The following is an 18,261-nucleotide window of genomic DNA, read 5'->3' as shown; positions in this document are numbered from 1 at the left end:
AGGAATATAGACAATGGCAAAAACCACGTTCCGTCCGCTCCACGACCGCGTTGTCGTTCGTCGTGTTGAGTCCGAAGAAAAAACCAAAGGCGGGATTATCATTCCGGATACCGCCAAGGAAAAGCCGCAGGAAGGCGAAATCCTCGCCGTCGGTTCCGGCAACCGTGATGATTCCGGCAAGATCGTGGCGCTCGACGTCAAGGCTGGCGACCGCGTGCTGTTCGGCAAATGGTCCGGCACCGAAATCAAGCTTGATGGCGAAGACCTTCTGATCATGAAGGAAAGCGACATCATGGGTATCCTCGGCTAAGCCGAACGACCACCCACACAGATTCAATCTGCCTCAACACGATGGGCCCAGGCCCGGGAGTTAAGTTAAATGGCTGCTAAAGAAGTAAAATTCGGTCGTAACGCACGCGAGAAAATGCTCCGTGGCGTCGACATTCTCGCCGATGCGGTGAAGGTAACTTTGGGCCCCAAGGGCCGCAACGTCATCATCGACAAGTCCTTCGGCTCACCCCGCATCACCAAGGACGGCGTCACTGTCGCCAAGGAAATCGAACTGGAAGACAAGTTCGAGAACATGGGCGCACAGATGGTGCGTGAAGTGGCATCGAAGACCAACGACATCGCCGGCGATGGCACCACCACGGCAACCGTGCTGGCCCAGGCTATTGTCCGCGAAGGCGGCAAGGCTGTTGCTGCCGGCATGAACCCGATGGATCTGAAGCGCGGCATCGATATGGCCGTGACTGAAGTCATCGCGGACCTGCAGCGCAAGGCCACCAAGATCAAGACCTCGGCTGAAGTCGAACAGGTCGGCACGATCTCGGCCAATGGCGAAAGCCAGATCGGCAAGGACATTGCCGAAGCCATGCAGAAGGTCGGCAACGAAGGTGTCATCACCGTCGAAGAAGCCAAGACCGCTGAAAGCGAACTCGAAGTCGTTGAAGGCATGCAGTTTGACCGCGGCTACCTGTCGCCTTACTTCGTGACCAACCCCGACAAGATGCTGGCCGAACTCGAAGACGTCTACATCCTTCTCCATGAGAAGAAGCTGTCGAACCTTCAGGCCATGCTGCCTGTGCTCGAAGCTGTGGTGCAGACCTCCAAGCCGCTGCTCATCATCTCGGAAGACGTTGAAGGCGAAGCTCTTGCTACGCTCGTGGTCAACAAGCTGCGTGGCGGCCTGAAGATTGCTGCCGTCAAGGCTCCTGGCTTCGGCGATCGCCGCAAGGCAATGCTCGAAGACATCGCCATCCTGACCGGCGGCCAGGTGATTTCCGAAGACATCGGCATCAAGCTCGAAAACGTGACCTTGGAAATGCTGGGCCGCGCCAAGAAGGTGTCGATCACCAAGGAAACCACCACCATCGTTGATGGCGCTGGCAAGAAGACTGAAATCGAAGGTCGGATCACACAGATCAAGGCTCAGATTGAAGAAACCACGTCTGACTACGACAAGGAAAAGCTGCAGGAACGTCTTGCCAAGCTGGCTGGTGGCGTTGCCATCATCCGCGTCGGCGGTGCAACTGAAACGGAAGTCAAGGAACGCAAGGACCGCGTCGACGACGCGCTCAACGCTACCCGCGCTGCCGTGCAGGAAGGCATCGTTGCCGGCGGCGGCACCGCGCTGCTGCGCTCGTCCGTGAAGATCGCCTCCAAGGGTGCAAATCAGGATCAGGAAGCAGGCATCAACATCGTTCGCCGTGCCCTGCAGTCGCTGGTTCGCCAGATTGCTGAAAATGCAGGCGACGAAGCTTCGATCGTGGTTGGCAAGATCCTTGATAAGGACGAAGAAAACTGGGGTTACAACGCCCAGACGTCCGAATATGGCGACATGATTGCCATGGGCATCGTCGACCCGGTCAAGGTTGTTCGTACGGCTCTGCAAAACGCAGCTTCGGTTGCTTCGCTGCTGATCACCACGGAAGCCATGATTGCCGAAATTCCGAAGAAGGAATCGGCTGGCGGCGGCATGCCGGACATGGGCGGCATGGGCGGCATGGGCGGCATGATGTAATAAGGCGCAAGCCTTGTTACAGCCGACCATATAGCTTCCATCCGCGTTCCACACTGATTCAGGCCGTCAAGGCGGCCAGACGCGTTGGCACCGGATCCGGACACCTCGCAGGGCCTTGCGGCTACTGTGCGAGGGCACATAATCAGGGGTGGTTCTCGAACCACCCCTTTTTTGTTTCCGCGGTTCAACGGTGCGGCGTTGATATCAAGCCGCCAATTCCGTCGGGCGATGAGGCTTGTATGTTGCGTCGCAATAATGCGATATATGGATTTACAATTTTAGCGATCGATTAACCAATAAATGAAAAACAGAGGATAGGCTGGATCAGACAACGCAGCACCCTTAATCAATACGGTGCATACCCTGTGCTGCCTGACATCGGAGAAGCTGGAACGTCGAACTACGGAGAAATCCCGACCTGACTGCACAGGTCTGATCGACAAGTTCCAGCATCAATTCATACCTGACCACGCATGAAGCGTCATCGGGGATCACAGCACATAATGCAGATGCTCTATTTCATCAGGCCCGCCGGGGTGTTTCTTGTTCAAGATAGCGAAAGCCGATGGCACAACGGGTTTTGGTGCAACGCCGCAGGGCTTTGTCGCACCGGATCAGGAACTCGTTTCCTATTTTTGCCGAACTGAAAGCTGGACGGCCAATCTCGCCACCGGCGCTTTCCGGCTCGGGCCTGCTGCGCGACATCACCATGGCCTGACCGAAACAGGTGACATGGGGCTTCTCAATCTGGTGCGGTGCTATGATTCCGCGTCCCGGCAGCATGTGTTGGAATTGATCGAAATGGCGGCCATGCAGGCGTCATCTTTCTGCTTTTCTACAACCATCGTTCATAATGGCGGCCATCGGCCGATGATGTGCGTCGGCGAATCCTCGAATTTCAACGACAACGGTGGCGGCTCGATCAATGGCCTGTTTATGTTCGCGCGCTTCATCGCCGATTAAGCCAGGCTAAGCATCAGCCATTCGCTGTGGCGGCGCGAACGCAGCGTCGCTGCGGATGCCATATCTTCTTCTCCAATACATACCGCGCAACTGTGCGTATTTGTGAACAATATGTCTCCAGTTGTTCAGCTATCTTATCGATAACCAAGACTGTATGGCTCCGCGACATTCTTTCTACAGGAGACATTCATGTCGGTTAACGTACAACTTTTGCTCGCCCGAATCTTTTTGAGCGTCATGTTCATCCTCTCCGGATGGAGCAAATTCGGCTCGGTGGAAGGCACCACCGGCTACATCGCCAGCCTCGGTCTGCCGCTCCCCGCCATCGCCGCATGGCTGACCATCGCCCTTGAGATCCTGGGTGGCCTGGCGATTCTCGTCGGCTTCATGACTCGTCCTGCAGCCTGGGCGTTGGCCGCGTTCTGTGTCGCAACCGCATTTCTCGCCCATTACCAGCCTGCAGACCAAATGCAGATGATCAGCTTCATGAAAAACATCGCCATTGCCGGCGGGTTCCTGGCGCTCGCCGCTTCCGGTCCCGGTGCATTGTCGGTTGATGCACGCCGTCAGGCCTGATGCATGTCGCGTTCAAAGGGGTTCATGTGCGTGGCGATGTAGCCTGCAGACGACTTTAACGCGAAACCAAGAAACACCCAGGACCCGGCGTTATCATGCGCCGGGTCTTTTCGTAGCTACGGTCAGGGGCGAATGGCTGCCGGGGGACGGCGCTTCCCCCGGTTCACGCCGAATCCGCTGAGCCACCGCGGCCTACGAATTTGCGGATGGCAAAGATGCCGACAGCGCCAAAGCCGATGATGACCACAATTTCGAAGCTGCGCGAGGAGAAGTAGTCTTCACCACCAACGACCATCATCAGCACACCGAACAAGAGGCCTGCGGCCACGAGCACCGCCAACAGGGCCGGCGTCAGCTCTCCGCGCAACAACGGCGAATTGGGCGACACGGTTGATAGCCGCGCAAGAATGGCGAGAAGAAGCATGGACGCCAGAAGTACCACAAAACCGATCGAAAATTCCATGGGACACCCCCAATCCGAGATCATCCCGAAGCCTGGGACGAGGCTGAACCGGTCGAAAGGGCTTTGTGGTGGGCGGAGCCACGCGCAGGAACAAGACAATTGTAGTTCGTATGCGCGGGACGCGTGCAGGCCGGATCAATCCCGGGTCGCGGTAATTCTGTCCTATTTTCTGGAGAATGCAAGCGGTCGGGCAAACGTCAAATAGTTGTCCGCGCCTACCCCTTGGAATCGAAATAACACCTCGTCAATTGGCTGACCGTTTCTCTGGATACCATTTTAGGCGCGTTCAGCCTGCAGCGGTGCGGACCGCGGCAAGCAGCGCGGCCATGCGCGGATCGCCATCATGTTCGGGCTTGCGGGCGCGCACCAGACAGGCTTCCGATTTCAAGATCACGCCATCCGACAGTATCCGCAGATGATTAGCGACAAGCGTCGACCCGGTGGAGGTGATGTCGACGATGATGTCGGCGGCGCCCGAGGCCGGCGCGCCCTCAGTGGCGCCCAGGCTCTCGACAATCCGATAGAGCTGGATGCCGTGTCGGGTGGAAAAGAAATTCTGGGTCAGCCGCCAGTATTTGGTGGCAATCGTCAGCCGGCGGCCGTGGCGGGCGCGAAAATCGGCGGCCACATCGCCGAGATCGGCCATGCTGTCGACATCCTTCCAGATGTCGGGCACGGCAACCACCACATCGGCATGACCGAAGCCGAGCCGGGCGCAGATCTCGACACGCTCATCGGCCCGGACCAGACTTTCGCGTACCAGGTCCTCGCCGGTGACGCCCAGATCGACAGCGCCGGCGCCCAGTTCCCGGGCGATCTCGGAGGCCGAGAGGAATGCCACCTCGACATCGTCGATGCCTTCGACGCGACCGCGATAACTGCGGTCATTGCCGATTGCCGAGACAGCCAGCCCGGCGCGGGCAAAAACGGCAATGGCATCGTCCTTCATGCGGCCCTTGGACGGCAGTGCAATGGTAAGTGTCATGCGCCTGTCCTCACTTTTTCAATCCGGTCGAGCCAGAGCGAGAAGCCAACCGCGGGGATCGGTTCGCGCGCACCCAGCAGGGCCATCAACCGGTCATAGCGACCGCCACCGGCCAGCACCGGCGCACGATCGCCGGCAGCAATCTCGAATACCAGGCCGGTATAGTAATCCAGCGGCCGACCGAAGGTTGCGCGCCAACGAATGGCGCCAAGATCTTCGCCGCGCTCCGACAACGCCTCAAGCCGGGCGACGAAATTGCGGTGTGCGGCGGAGATGTCGAGACCGGCATCACGGGCAAACGCCGACAGCGTGTCGGCGGCACGGTCGCAGGGCACATCGAGAGCCAGGAAAGTTTTGAGCGCGTTGAGCGAGGCTGCAGGCAGGCGGGTGGCGTCGAGCGCCTGCTTGTCGATCAGCCGGGCGGCAATTTCGGCGGGCGAGCGGCTGGCATTGGTCGAATAGCCGGTCGCCTGCATCACCTCTTCGATATGGGCCTGAAGGCCGGCTGCGTCGCCGCGGGCAAGAAAGCTCGCCACCGATACATCGGGATCAGCAGCGCTGTCGGGGTTGGCCAGCCGGGCGATCATTGCATCGAGCGCCTGCTCGTTGCCAAAGGCATGGACCAGCCGCTTCTGCCAGCCTGCAGGCAGGCCCAGGCCAGCGACCACGGCTTCGAACACCGACTGGTCGCCGAGCGTGATGGTGAGATTTTGGTTCGTGGCAAAGCGGACGATCAGCGCGCGGGCTTCGGATATGGCGCGAGCATCGGCGCGCGCCTCGTCGGGTTCGCCAAGATCCTCGACGCCGGCCTGAAAGAACTCGTTTTCGCCATCGCGACGTTGGCGGAACACCTTGCCGAAATAGGAGTAGCGGCGCGGCGTGGCGACATTTTCGGCTATATGGGCGCGGCACACCGGAATGGTGAATTCCGGGCGGAGACAGAGGCTTTCGCCGGTTTCGCTTTCGGTGAGAAAGATGCGACGGCGCAGGTCCTCGCCGGCCATATCTAGAAACGGCTCGGCCGGCTGGATCACCGGAATATCGACGCGCGGCGCCTCAAGCGCGTCGAGCGCGGCGCCGAGATCATCGGCGATGGCGGGAAATCCGGCTTCGAGCATGTATTCAGCCTTTTTCCGTGGCGGCGTCGGCAGCCTGTGCTGCGAGGATCTTGCGGACGGTTGCCAGCAATTCGCCCTCATCGACCAGATGTTCGCCGGCCTTGGCTTCGCGCCATTCGGCATTGTCGGTGATGGTCTCGGCGATGCGCTTGCCCTCGATCAGGTCCTTGACGATGACCTTGCCTGCTTCCTTCTCGTTGCCGCCCTGGATGATGGCGATGGGTGCGCCGCGACGGTCGGCGTAGCGCAGTTGCTTGGGAAAATCCTTGGGATTGCCCTGGAACAGCTCGACCGGCACGGTCGGCCCGAGCGGCTGGCTGTCGGCGTCGACCGGGTTGAGGCCGGTGCGCAATTCCTGCGCCATCTTGGCATAATCGCCGAGGCGGTCGCGGTCCATGATGGTGACGAGGATCGGGCCGTTTGCCGCCTCGCCCGAAAGCTTGCCCAAATTCTTCAGCGCCGTCATCAGGCGTGACACGCCGATGGAAAAGCCGGTTGCCGGAACCGGCTGGCCCATGAAGCGCGAAACCAGGCCATCGTAACGGCCACCGCCGCCGATGGAGCCGAACTGAACCTTCTGGCCCTTCTCGTTGGTGACATCGAACAGCAGTTCGGCTTCGTAGACAGGACCGGTGTAGTATTCGAGGCCACGAACGACGGAGGGATCGATAAGAATCCTCTTTGTTCCATAACCGCTGGCAGCAATAACTTCAGCAACCCCTTTGAGCTCGGAATAGGCTTCCGGTTTTACACCGACGGATGCACAGCGCGCGGCGATCATATCCGCCAAATCAGCATTACTCATGCGCATCGCTTCGGGATCGGCAGGGTCAGCTCCATCCAAGACCACGTCGTCTTCGAGAGTCTTCACCTGGTTAGGTGACGATTTGAGCTGTGTAAAACGAGCCCCAGTTTTGAAAAACAGAATTAGATCGACAAGCTTCTCAATTTGGTTCTCATCAAGCCCAGCGCCTGGAGTAAAATCACCGCTATCGTCTTTTCGACCTGAACCAAGAAGCAGTTTGATATCTTCAATGGGGAACTTGTCCAATTTGTCGATAGACCGAAGCACCGTAAGTTTCTGCACCGGATCAGCGATCCCGATGGCTTCCATCACGCCATCAAGCACCTTGCGGTTGTTGACGCGGATCACGTAGTCACCGCGCGGAATGCCCAGCGCTTCCATGGTGTCGGCCATCATCATGCACATTTCGGCGTCGGCCTGGACGCCGGGCGCGCCGACGATGTCGGCGTCGAATTGCATGAACTGGCGGAAGCGGCCGGGGCCGGGCTTTTCGTTGCGGAACACCCAGCCTGAGCGATAGGTGCGGTAGGGCAACTGGATATCGTTGAAATTCTCGGCGACATGCCGGGCCAGAGGTGCTGTCAGGTCATAGCGCAGCGAGAGCCATTGCTCGTCATCATCCTGGAATGAAAACACGCCCTCGTTAGGCCGGTCCTGGTCGGGAAGAAATTTCCCAAGCGCGTCGGTATATTCGACGAACGGGGTTTCCACCGGCTCGAAGCCAAAGCGCTCGTAGACCAGCTTGATCTTGGCCATCATCTGATCGGTGGCGCGAATATCGGACGCCGAGCGATCGGGAAAGCCGCGCGCCAGACGGGCCTTGAGTTTCTGGGGCTTCTTTTGCTTCTTGTCGGACATGGAAAAGGGCCTGGGAAAGGAGAAACGTTTCGTTGCGCTTCTCCTAAACGACAGGCCCTTTTGCTGCAAGGCTTGGGCGACGGTCAGACTCCGACCATCGCCCAGATTATCAGTGGTACCGGCGCCTCAATAGTAGGGCGAACGGCATTCCCGGCGCGGGCCGTGATACGGCTGGAACGAATTGTCACGCGCGCGGTAGGAGCGGTATTTGGCGTCGCACCAGCGCACATGCTGCGGGTTCATATAGCCAGGCCGCACATTGTGACTGCCGCTCTCACTGAGCGCCCCGCCGATGATGGCGCCGAGCGCAAAGGCTGCCGGCGGGAACCAGTAGCCGTTGTGTTGGCGATAGCCGCGCCGATGTTTGCGGTAGCCACGATGGCCATTGTAATAGCCGCGGCGATCGTGGCGGCGGGCGTTCCGACGATGGTCACGAACCTGGACCACGTCGGTATTCTGGGAAAACTGCACGACCGGCTTTTGCGGCACTACCTGCGCGGCGGAAACCGGCATCAACGTGGCCAGACAGATTGACGCTGATAACAGCGATTTCGTAACAATCCTGAACATTTCTCTCTCTCCTTACGTTTAACCCTATTGGCTTTATTCGCAGCAGACCTTTCGCTAGCAACGCCCAACGTTACCTATTGGTTCCAACCAGGAACCAGCACCCAGTCTATCACACCACGCATCGTGGTTTGCTGCAATCCACCCTCACATTTGCTGGGAAGGCGCGAACACCCAGACCAGCGAGAACGCATGATGCCGGTCGGGGATGGCTTGAGATCACCCAAGTGCAGGGTGATCCTCACTATTGGTCAACCGCCAACCTTGTTGTTGCCGGAGCCGCAAACCACCCGGACCTCATAGAGGTAACTGTCCCACTGGTTGCTGGTATTTCCCAGATTCCACTTGCCGCTCTTTGCCTTGCCCTTGCGAGCGGCCACGGCGTCGAGCTCGAAATAGGCATAGGCCTTGGCCTCGCGCGGCTGGCTCAGCACCTGCCGCTTGGTCATGCCCTGTTTCATCATCTGCGCAAGGTTGTGATCGCAACTGGCCTTTGGATCGGGGCCATGCCAGGCAATCTTGTTCATCGGCAATGTCGCGTCATGATGGATCGACACGGTGCGCTTGCTGCCGGCGCCAACATCACGGTTGGTAAAACTCCGGCTCCAGAGATTGCCGTCGCCTTCGAAATACAAGACGCCTTTGAACGAGCCCAGTTTCATGGCGACGATGCGTTCGCCATTTGTGGCGCGGGCATAAAGCCCCAATAGAAACTTGTGGCTCTTGGTCTTGATGCCGGTGTAGCCGCCTATCTTGGCCGACACATGGATCGGCTGGACGTCGATCCCGTCCTTTTCAACCTGCACCTTCTCGATCCAGTCCTTGGCTGAGGCCTGCACGGGAAGAGCCATGCCGGTTGCGAGAATGGCGGTGGCGAGAATGGTGGATGCAATGATGCTTGTGTTGGACATATTCTTCTCGTTTCAATCTTGATCGTGGTTAATGAGCCAGTGGTATCGCGGCCAAGTTGAATGCCCGCTGACCAGGCCCTTCATCTTCTGTTCAGGAATTGGCGCGTGACGACCTCGCGCAGGAGTGATCGCGGCCAAGCGCAATCCCGGTCGACAAGCCGTGGCAAAGCGGTGATAGGTTGCCTGTCCACCCTCCGAGGAAAGCCTCTTCCATTGCGCCTTGCTGTCATCACCGCCATCACCATGATCGCCTTTGCCGCCAACTCGGTGATCGGGCGGATGGCGATGGGATCGGATCTCGCGCCGTTGATTGATCCGGCGAGCTACTCGGCGGTTCGGCTGATCAGCGGCGCCGCGACACTGGCAATGCTGGTGGCGCTGACCGGCAACCGCGATGGCGTAAAGCGAAGTCCACAGCCGGGAGCGTGGATCTCCGCTTTTTTCTTGTTTCTCTATGCCGTGGCGTTTTCCTACGCCTATGCGGCGCTGGATACCGGCATCGGCGCCTTGATCCTGTTTGCCTGCGTGCAGGCGACGATGATCGGCTGGAGCCTGAAGGAAGGCGACCGGCCGGCGCTTCTGGAATGGCTCGGGTTGATCGTTGCCTTTGGCGCATTTGTCTGGCTGGTGTCGCCCGGCCTGTCCGCGCCAGATCCGGTTGCCGCCGCCTTGATGGCGCTGTCGGGCATCGCCTGGGGCGTCTATTCGCTGCGCGGCCGGGGGCTGGGCGATCCGATCAGGTCGACAGCCGACAACTTTCTGCGTTCACTGGCCTACCTGGCGCCATTGGCGTTGATTGTGGTTGTCGCGCGGCTGCCGTTGCATGCGGCTATGGCCGGGTTGTTGCTGGCGGCATTATCGGGCGGGGTCACTTCGGGACTGGTCTATGTGCTGTGGTACAGGGTGCTCAGGCAGATTGGCGCCACACAAGGCGCGATCGTGCAGTTGACCGTGCCGGTGATTGCAACCCTTGGCGGGACGCTGTTGCTGGGCGAGAGCTGGTCGTTCAGGCTGGTGCTGTCATCGCTGTTGATCCTGGGCGGGGTAGCGCTGGCCATTGTCGCCAAGCAGCGCCGCCGGGCCTGAATTAGGTGGACCGCGCCCTCTGCCTCTTGCGCAGCTTGTAGGTCAGCGCAAGGCCAATGCAATGCGACAGCGCCGCGCGATCATTAGCCTCTTCACCCGACAGAACGATGGCGCGATTGCCCTCGTAGCTAAGCGTGTCGGGATACAGGGTCCGGAACTCGTCAACCAGATTGGTGTGGCAGATGAACATCAGCGCCACATCGCCGTTGCCGCGCGGCTGAATCCGCACCGAACTGCCGATGTTGCGCCGCACCGGCGTGAAACTCTGCTCGCCCCATTTGCGGCTTTCCTCGAGCACGCCAATTTCGGGCGTCTTTTCTGCCACCTCGAAGATCAACGCGCATAGCTCGTCCGCCGTCAACTTGGTCGCACCAGCGCGTTGCGCATGGCCTCGACTTCGGCGCGCCGGCAGCAGCCTTCGAGGTGATCATTGACCAGCCCCATCGCCTGCATGAAGGCATAGACCGTTGTCGGGCCGACAAAGCTCCAGCCGCGCTTCTTGAGATCCTTGGAGATCCGGGTCGAGACCGCCGTGGTCGGGTTGGCGCTCAGCGTCGCATGGTCGACTATTGCCGGCCGCTCCGCGGGGCCTGGTTCGTGGCTCCAGAAATAGGCGGCGAGCGAGCCGAACTCATCGACCATCTCGATCGCGCGGCTGGCGTTGTTGATGGTCGAGACAATCTTGCCGCGATGGCGGATGATGCCCTTGTCGGTCACCAGCCTTTCGATATCCGCATCGCCAAAGCGGGCGACTTCACGAAAATCAAACCCGGCGAAAGCGGCGCGGAAATTCTCGCGCTTGCGCAGGATGGTCAGCCACGACAGGCCAGCTTGAAAACCCTCGAGGCAGATCTTTTCAAACAGCCGGGTGTCATCGGTGACCGGCTTGCCCCATTCCTCGTCATGATAGGCAAGATAGTCTGGCAGGTCGCCCGGCCAGAAGCAGCGCGTGCGTCCGTCCGCTCCGGTAATCAGGCCGTTTTGATGCGCCATGGGCTCGCTCTTCGTCATGGTTAACCGGGATTCGGGGTCATTTAAGCTGCCGTTCACCGCGTTTGGCAAGGTGGCGATAACCCTAAGCCAAGGTATCCACCATAACCGGCCTTTTATCGACCCGGATTCATCAATTGATTGCATCAAACCCGCAGCATGGAAACTGAAACAAAGCCTCCGGCCGAGCCCGGAAGGTGGCGTTGGGTCAAAATCAGACGAAAGGTAAAGGGTCCGTCCGATGAAAAAATGTGCCTTCCTGCTCCTGTCAGGCGCGGCGTTGAGCCTCGCTTCCTTCACCGCTCCGGCATATGCCGGTGATCGCTACGGGCAACGCCCGCCGGTGGTTCTCAGCCCCGATCTGTCAGCCCCGTGGGTGATGCAGCTTGGCGGCCAGGCAGCACCGCGCGGCGGCGTGGTCTACCGCACCAAACCGCGGACCAAACGCGCGCTTGTCGCCCAGCCGCGCACGCACAGGGCCGAACCGCGCCGGGTTACCAACGTGGCGCTGGCCGCGCCGCGGATCAAACCCAAGCCGGCAAGCCAACTCGATCCGAAGTTTCTGCCGCAGACCGTCAGTTATGATGGGAACCAGAAGCCCGGCACCATCATCATCGATACCAACCAGCGCTTCCTTTATTATGTGATGGGCAATGGGCAAGCGCGGCGCTATGGCGTCGGCGTCGGCAAGGAAGGCTTTGGCTGGAGCGGCACCGAGAAAATCAGCCGCAAGGCGGAATGGCCAGGCTGGACACCACCGGCGGAAATGATCAAGCGGGTGCGTGAAAAGGAAGGCCGTATCCTTCCCGTGCACATGAAGGGCGGACCGGAAAACCCGCTCGGCGCGCGGGCGCTCTATCTCGGCTCGACACTCTACCGGATTCACGGCACCAATCAGCCATGGACCATTGGCCGGGCCGTCTCATCTGGCTGTATCCGCATGCGCAACGAAGATGTCACCGATCTCTACGAGCGCGCCAAGGTCGGCGCCAAGGTCATCGTGATGTAGCTTCCGGCCCGCAATCTGGCCTTGATGCAAACCCGGCCCGGGATCATCCCGGCGCCGGGTTTTTGCTGTCCAGCCTGCCTGTCGCCTAAATAGCCCGCAATTGAGCGGGATCGGCGGTTGATCGCCGGATTTTCGATGGTACCTTTGGCGCTTGGGACCTAAGCAACAAGGAGGGATTGTCATGAAATCACCACCAGCACGCAGCCGTTTTGCCATGATTGCCGCGGGCGCCCTGGCGCTGCTGTTCATGCCGGCGCTGCCATCAGCCTCGGCGATGCCTCGCGGTGCGGCAAGCAGTGATTCAGCGCTGCCGGTGATCACCGTTGCGCAATCGAAAAAGCCGGATTCCAAATACTGGCGAAAGAAGGTCCGGCTACAGACCACCGAGAAGCCCGGCACAATCATCATCAATACCAACACCAAATATCTCTATTATGTCGAGGGCAACAACCGCGCCACCCGCTATGGCGTGGGCGTCGGCCGCGAGGGGTTCGGCTGGTCAGGCACCGTCAAGATCGGCCGTAAGGCGGAATGGCCGGACTGGCGCCCGCCGGCAACCATGATCGCTCGTGAACGCCGGAAAGGCCGCCACCTCCCGTCCTACGTGAAAGGCGGGCCGAACAACCCGCTCGGCGCCCGGGCGCTGTATCTCTATAAGGGTGGACGCGACACCATCTTCCGGGTGCACGGCACCAACCAGCCCTGGACCATCGGCCAGAACATGTCGTCGGGCTGCATACGGATGATGAACAAGGATGTGGAACATCTTTACAGCCGCGCCGGCGTCGGCTCCAAGGTGATTGTCATCGGCCCCAATGGCAAAGGCGCCGAGAAACTCTACAGCGACCGCGGCATGGATTTCTTCGGCTCGCTGTTTGGCGGCTAAAGGCCGAGTGCCAAAACTGAATATCTCTACAGGCGGTGCATTCATGCGCCGCCTGTTGTCGTTGAGAGTGCTGGGGAATATTCGCCGCTATTCTGCCGCCTGAACCGCTTCAGCTTTCGTATCGGGCAGATCGGCGGGCCGGTCTCCGCCATACACCCAGTCCAGCAGCTCCACCGTGTGGATGACCGGAATTCCGGTGCCGCCGGCGATCTGGGTGATGCAGCCGATGTTGCCTGCAGCGATCAGATCAGGCCGAGTGCGCTCGATATTCTTGACCTTGCGATCACGCAGGGTGCGGGCGATCTCCGGCTGCATGATGTTGTAGGTGCCAGCCGATCCGCAGCACAGGTGCCCCTCGGGCGGGTCCTTGACGACAAAGCCGGCGGCCTTGAGCAGCGCCTTGGGTTGCACGGTTATTTTCTGGCCGTGCTGCATCGAGCAAGCTGAATGATAAGTGACCACCAGACCGGCGCCATTGACCGGCTCGGGCATTTCAAGCGTGGCGAGATATTCGGTGATGTCGCGGGCCAGCGCCGAGACCCGCGCGGCCTTGTCAGCATAGGCGGGATCAAGACGCAGCATGTGGCCATAATCCTTGATCGTGGTGCCACATCCCGACGCGGTGATGATGATGGCGTCGAGCCCGCCATTGTCGATCTGGCGGGTCCAGGCATCGACATTGCGCCGTGCCGCCGACAACGCATCGTCCTCGCGACCCATGTGGTGAACCAACGCGCCGCAACAGCCTTCGCCTTCCGGCACCACGACCTCGACGCCGATGCGGTTGAGCAATCTGATTGTCGCCTCATTGATGCCTGGCTTGAGCACCGGCTGGGCGCAGCCGGTGAGGATGGCGACACGGCCACGCTTGTTGCCCTTAGCCGCGTGGGCGCCGGGTTCAGCGAAACCGGACTTGCCCGGGATCGCCGCCGGCGCAAGCTCCAGCATAGCCGCCAGCGGCTTCATGCCCGGCAGCGCCCGGAACAACGGTGCAAAAGGCCGTCCGAGCCGGGCTGCGTAAAGCGAAGCCCGGAACCGCGCCGGATACGGCAGCACCATGGCCAGCAGCCCACGAATGATCCGATCGGGCAACGGCCGCTTGTAGGTCTTTTCAATATAGGCGCGGGCATGATCGATCAGGTGCATATAATCGACGCCTGAAGGACAGGTGGTCACACAGGCCAGGCAAGATAGGCAACGGTCGATATGGGTGACCACCTGCTTGTCAGCGGGCCGGTCGTTTTCGAGCATGTCCTTGATCAGGTAGATCCGGCCACGGGGACTGTCGAGTTCATTGCCAAGCGTGACATAGGTTGGGCAGGTGGCGGTGCAAAAGCCGCAATGGACGCATTTCCGCAGGATCTGTTCGGATTCGGCGACGCCGGGATTGGCAAGTTGCTCGGCGGTAAAGTTGGTCTGCATGTCGCGGTTCCTTCGCGTCTCTTCCCTGTGCCCAGCCAAGCCGGAGCGCCCGCCGCCAGGACGGCGGGGTAGTGCTGATTGCCGATGCCCGGTGCGCCCGCTTTAAATCAGCCAGCTTTGCGGGTTGGCGATCGGTTCGTTGCGGTTGAGCTTCTGCAATCCGATAATGGTGCGGACGATGATCCAGATACCCACCAGCAACATGGTCAGCATGCCGATCATGACAATCATCAGCACGGCGCTGATCAGCGCGCCCAGCAATCCGAGCCAGAAGGTCCGGATCGCCCATGTGTAGTGGCTTTCAAGCCAGGGCTCAGACTTGCCGCGATTGAGATGGGCCAGAACGATGCCAACAATGCCGGAAATGCCGATGACGAAACTGGCCAGATAAAGGATGTAGATGATCTGCAGATTGAGCTTGCCGGGCTCGAGCCAGCGATCGGTCTGGCGCGGTTCGGTTGCTTGTTCATCATTGCTCATTGCATGCTCCTCTTTGTTGCCGGTTGCCTGACAAGCCTATCATATCGTTGCCGCCATTCGCCCTGGGTTGAGCACGCCTTGAGGATCGAACTGATGCTTGATCCGCCGTGACAACGCTTCGAGCGCCTTGGGTTGCGGTTCGAACACCGGGACCGAAGATCGGGTAGCCGCATCCGCGCGGACCAGCGTCGCATGGCCGCCACCCAGTGCCTTGATATATTGCCGGACCAGATCGGCTTCGGCATCGGCCTCCATGCGCAGCCAGACCAGTCCGCCCTGCCAATCATAGAAGGCGTCAACGCCGGTCTTGAGCCGCAAGGCGGCAACCAACTGATGGCCGGCCTGCGGCGCCACCGACACCCGCCAGACCGGTTTGCTGGCGCCATCGGCAAATGGCGCCACATCGCGGATATCGCGCCACAACTCGTGTGTCTGCGCCGCGTCCAGCACCGTAACCTCGCCACGACGACCCATTTCGGCGGCCAGCCGCTCGGTGCGCACCTTGACCGAAGCCGTAAGCCCCTCAAGTCTGAGAACAGTGGCCGGGCCGCCCTTGAGGCGACCGCCCGCTACCTTTGCGACAACGCTTTCGGGCAGATGCGCGGCGCCAGAAACTTCGACCGACATCATCAGCGCCGCGGCCATGGCCTCGGCGGCTTCGGCGTCATTGAGGCCGGAGACCACCACGGTCACCGAGGTTTCCGGCCGTGGTAGCACCTTGAAGATAACCTCGCTCAGAACACCCAACGTGCCCCAGGATCCGGCCATCAGCTTGACCAGATCAAGCCCGGTGACGTTCTTCATCACCCGGCCACCGCTCTTGACGATTTCGCCGGAGCCGTTGACGAACCGCACGCCGAGCAGATTGTCGCGCGCAGCGCCTGCGGAAAGACGCCGGGGCCCGGAAATATTGCCGGCAAACACGCCACCGATTGTCGGTTCACCCGTGGCGCCAAGCAAGGGGCGATAATCCATCGGTTCGAAAGTCAGCATCTGGTTATTGGCGGCCAAGGCCGCCTCGATCTCGGCCAGTGGCGTGCCGGCGCGGGCTGCCATCACCAGTTCCGACGGATCGTAATTGGTGATGCCGGTAAGCTTGGTCATCGAGATCGCGGAAGCCGATTGTGACGGCCCGCCGAGATCGGCCTTGGTGCCGCCGCCGCGAATTTCGAGCGGATTTTTTGCGGCGAAGGCCGCGGCCACAAGCCGGGCCACCTCATCCTCGGTTTCGGGATAATGGATATCCGCACTGCTCATGCTGCTGCCTTTCCGTGGTCCGGTCCGGCATCACCAGGTTCGGCAAGGCCGCCGCAGCGCCCCTCGAGTGGAAACACCTTCGAGGGATTGAGAATCCATTTCGGATCAAAGGCAGCGCGCACCCGCATCTGCTGGACCAGATCGACCTCGGCATACTGATGCCGCATCAGATCGCGTTTCTCGATGCCGACGCCATGTTCACCTGTCAGGCAGCCGCCGGCGTCGACACAAAGCTTGAGGATATCATTGCCGGCCAGCTCGGCCTTGCGACTTTCCTCGGGATCATTGGCGTCGAACAGGATCAGCGGATGCATGTTGCCATCACCTGCGTGAAACACATTGGCGACGCGCAGGCCGTAATAATCGATGATCTCGCTGGTCTTGGCCAGCACATGGGAGAGTTGTCCGAGTGGCACCGTGCCATCCATGCAGATATAATCGGCAATACGGCCGGTGGCTCCGAAGGCCGATTTGCGACCCTTCCAGATCAATGCCGCTTCGGTGGCGGACTGGCTTTCGCGAATGGTCTTGACGTTGTGTCTGCGGGCAATCTCGATGATCCGCTCGAGCATCGCGTCCATCTCGGCGTCAGAGCCTTCGACTTCAACGATCAGAAGCGCGTCCACATCCATTGGATAGCCCGCCTTGGCGAACGCTTCGCAGATCTCGATGGCGGGTTTGTCCATGAATTCAATGGCAACGGGGATGATGCCGGCGCCGATGATATCGGTGACGCAGGCCCCGGCCGAGACAGAAGATTCGAACCCGAACAACACCGGACGTGTGCCTTCGGGCTTGGCGATCAGCCTCACGGTCGCCTCGGTGACAATGCCAAGCTGACCCTCGGAGCCGCAGATAAGGCCGAGCAGATCATAACCAGCCGAATCCAGCGCCTTGCCGCCAATATCGACGATCGAGCCATCGAACATGACCATCTTGACGCCCAGCAGATTATTGGTGGTGACGCCATATTTGAGACAATGAGCGCCGCCTGAATTCATGCCGATATTGCCGCCAATGGTGCAGGCCAGCTGTGAACTGGGGTCCGGCGCGTAGAAAAAGCCATCGGCGTCGACAGCCTGGCTGATGGAAATATTGGTCACACCGGCCTGAACCACGGCGGCGCGGTTGGGGAAATCAACCTCAATGATCCGGTTCATCTTGGACACGCCGATGACAATGGCGTCCTCCTGCGGGATCGCACCGCCCGACAGCGAGGTACCGGCCCCGCGCGGTACCACGGAAATGGCGTTGTCGTTGCAGTATTTCAGTACAGCGGCAACCTGGGCTGTGGTTTCGGGCAGGACGACTGCGAGCGGCATGCGCCGGTAGGAAACGAAGGCGTCGGTATCAAACGGCACCAATTCGCGCTCCTCGGTGATCAGGCAGCTATCGGGCACCAGGCCGGCAAGATCGGCGATGATTTTGGGTCGACGCGCGATGACGGCCTTATCAGGCTCCAGAAAGGCGATCAGCTCGGTCATGGCTTGCTCCCGTAGCATTTTGTAAAGCGGCTCTTTAGCCGTTTTTAAGTCACTGGTATTTTTTATTTACCATTCATTTTACACCCCGGCAATGTGCAATCAGTCGATACCGTCGCGGGCGGCCATTGTCGGATGGCCATGTAATCGCAAACACCCGCGCCAAGGCAAGCCCCCTGGCGCCAACACCTCTCATCATCGAACAAAAGCGGAAATAAATGAATGAATTCTATGTCGCATTCCCCGCATCGCCCAACCATTCCGTTACGCAACGTCAACTTCAGTTCTGGTGATGTCAGAATCTGACCTCATATCGGCAAGACAAACGACTGGCGTTTCCGCCTTCCAAGCCCACGGTAAAAACCATCTCCAAAGGACGTT

At 59.9% G+C, this 18,261-nt stretch carries 19 protein-coding genes; 7 read left to right on the top strand and 12 right to left on the bottom strand.

Features of this window, described 5'->3' with window-relative positions:
* The first annotated feature begins 13 nt into the window (after positions 1-13).
* The 4 genes from groES (at position 14) to ACK6D9_RS08540 (ending at position 3,562) form a co-directional block, all read left to right on the top strand.
* Entirely contained in the window at positions 14-310 is a 297-nt protein-coding gene (gene groES / locus ACK6D9_RS08555; RefSeq protein WP_322987913.1) for a co-chaperone GroES, read from the top strand.
* A 69-nt stretch (positions 311-379) separates the two neighbouring features.
* A complete protein-coding gene (gene groL / locus ACK6D9_RS08550) occupies positions 380-2,023 on the top strand; it encodes a chaperonin GroEL (protein WP_322987912.1) in 1,644 nt (547 codons plus the stop codon).
* A 543-nt stretch (positions 2,024-2,566) separates the two neighbouring features.
* Positions 2,567-2,986 (top strand): hypothetical protein, encoded by a 420-nt coding sequence (locus tag ACK6D9_RS08545; protein ID WP_322987911.1) that lies wholly within the window; start codon positions 2,567-2,569, stop codon positions 2,984-2,986.
* 189 nt (positions 2,987-3,175) lie between these two features.
* Positions 3,176-3,562: a DoxX family protein gene (locus ACK6D9_RS08540; RefSeq protein WP_322987910.1), complete on the top strand. Its 387-nt coding sequence runs from the start codon at positions 3,176-3,178 to the stop codon at positions 3,560-3,562.
* Between the two features lie 163 nt (positions 3,563-3,725).
* On the opposite strand, the gene ACK6D9_RS08535 is transcribed toward ACK6D9_RS08540, so the two are convergent.
* The 6 genes from ACK6D9_RS08535 to ACK6D9_RS08510 all read right to left on the bottom strand — a co-directional run bounded on the left by ACK6D9_RS08535 (position 3,726) and on the right by ACK6D9_RS08510 (position 9,269).
* Positions 3,726-4,025 (bottom strand): hypothetical protein, encoded by a 300-nt coding sequence (locus tag ACK6D9_RS08535; protein WP_412051332.1) that lies wholly within the window; start codon positions 4,023-4,025, stop codon positions 3,726-3,728.
* 286 nt (positions 4,026-4,311) lie between these two features.
* A complete protein-coding gene (hisG, locus tag ACK6D9_RS08530) occupies positions 4,312-5,010 on the bottom strand; it encodes an ATP phosphoribosyltransferase (RefSeq protein ID WP_412051331.1) in 699 nt (232 codons plus the stop codon).
* A complete protein-coding gene (locus ACK6D9_RS08525; RefSeq protein WP_412051330.1) occupies positions 5,007-6,128 on the bottom strand; it encodes an ATP phosphoribosyltransferase regulatory subunit in 1,122 nt (373 codons plus the stop codon). Before ACK6D9_RS08525 ends, hisG begins: the two co-directional genes overlap by 4 nt.
* Positions 6,129-6,132: 4 nt before the next feature.
* The gene (hisS, locus tag ACK6D9_RS08520; RefSeq protein WP_412051329.1) at positions 6,133-7,791 is read right to left on the bottom strand and encodes a histidine--tRNA ligase; all 1,659 of its coding nucleotides are present in this window, start codon (positions 7,789-7,791) and stop codon (positions 6,133-6,135) included.
* Positions 7,792-7,917: 126 nt separating this feature from the next.
* A complete protein-coding gene (locus tag ACK6D9_RS08515; protein ID WP_412051328.1) occupies positions 7,918-8,361 on the bottom strand; it encodes a BA14K family protein in 444 nt (147 codons plus the stop codon).
* A gap of 248 nt (positions 8,362-8,609) precedes the next feature.
* A complete protein-coding gene (locus tag ACK6D9_RS08510; RefSeq protein ID WP_412051327.1) occupies positions 8,610-9,269 on the bottom strand; it encodes a hypothetical protein in 660 nt (219 codons plus the stop codon).
* A gap of 213 nt (positions 9,270-9,482) precedes the next feature.
* Here ACK6D9_RS08510 and ACK6D9_RS08505 point away from each other — a divergent pair, with 213 nt between their 5' ends.
* On the top strand, positions 9,483-10,355 hold the full coding sequence (locus tag ACK6D9_RS08505) for a DMT family transporter (RefSeq protein ID WP_322989059.1): 873 nt from the start codon (positions 9,483-9,485) through the stop codon (positions 10,353-10,355).
* 1 nt (position 10,356) lies between these two features.
* Here the strand turns inward: ACK6D9_RS08505 and ACK6D9_RS08500 are convergent, their stop codons facing one another.
* Both ACK6D9_RS08500 and ACK6D9_RS08495 read right to left on the bottom strand, forming a co-directional pair.
* Entirely contained in the window at positions 10,357-10,716 is a 360-nt protein-coding gene (locus ACK6D9_RS08500; RefSeq protein WP_412051326.1) for a DUF1801 domain-containing protein, read from the bottom strand.
* Positions 10,713-11,348 (bottom strand): DNA-3-methyladenine glycosylase I, encoded by a 636-nt coding sequence (locus ACK6D9_RS08495; RefSeq protein WP_412051325.1) that lies wholly within the window; start codon positions 11,346-11,348, stop codon positions 10,713-10,715. Before ACK6D9_RS08495 ends, ACK6D9_RS08500 begins: the two co-directional genes overlap by 4 nt.
* A 238-nt stretch (positions 11,349-11,586) precedes the next feature.
* On the opposite strand from ACK6D9_RS08495, the gene ACK6D9_RS08490 reads away from it, so the two are divergent.
* Positions 11,587-12,354 carry a L,D-transpeptidase gene (locus ACK6D9_RS08490; RefSeq protein WP_412051324.1) on the top strand — a complete coding sequence of 256 codons (768 nt, stop codon included), beginning with the start codon at positions 11,587-11,589 and terminating at the stop codon, positions 12,352-12,354.
* Between the two features lie 181 nt (positions 12,355-12,535).
* On the top strand, positions 12,536-13,240 hold the full coding sequence (locus ACK6D9_RS08485; RefSeq protein WP_412051323.1) for a L,D-transpeptidase: 705 nt from the start codon (positions 12,536-12,538) through the stop codon (positions 13,238-13,240).
* 87 nt (positions 13,241-13,327) lie between these two features.
* Here ACK6D9_RS08485 and glcF read toward each other — a convergent pair whose 3' ends face one another.
* From glcF to ACK6D9_RS08465, 4 genes are all read right to left on the bottom strand, one after another.
* Complete coding sequence (gene glcF / locus ACK6D9_RS08480) at positions 13,328-14,662, bottom strand: glycolate oxidase subunit GlcF (RefSeq protein ID WP_322989055.1); 1,335 nt, start codon at positions 14,660-14,662, stop codon at positions 13,328-13,330.
* 102 nt (positions 14,663-14,764) lie between these two features.
* Positions 14,765-15,142, bottom strand: coding sequence for a DUF4870 family protein (locus ACK6D9_RS08475; protein ID WP_412051322.1), 378 nt, complete (start codon positions 15,140-15,142; stop codon positions 14,765-14,767).
* A 39-nt stretch (positions 15,143-15,181) separates the two neighbouring features.
* On the bottom strand, positions 15,182-16,399 hold the full coding sequence (glcE, locus tag ACK6D9_RS08470) for a glycolate oxidase subunit GlcE (protein ID WP_412051321.1): 1,218 nt from the start codon (positions 16,397-16,399) through the stop codon (positions 15,182-15,184).
* Positions 16,396-17,883: an FAD-binding oxidoreductase gene (locus ACK6D9_RS08465; RefSeq protein ID WP_412051320.1), complete on the bottom strand. Its 1,488-nt coding sequence runs from the start codon at positions 17,881-17,883 to the stop codon at positions 16,396-16,398. Before ACK6D9_RS08465 ends, glcE begins: the two co-directional genes overlap by 4 nt.
* Positions 17,884-18,261 lie beyond the last annotated feature (378 nt).

Source organism: Hoeflea sp. Naph1, from assembly GCF_046837775.1.
Lineage (GTDB): Bacteria > Pseudomonadota > Alphaproteobacteria > Rhizobiales > Rhizobiaceae > Hoeflea.
The sequence above is the reverse complement of the archived record's forward strand: the minus strand, read 5'-3'. Positions and strand labels throughout refer to the sequence as shown.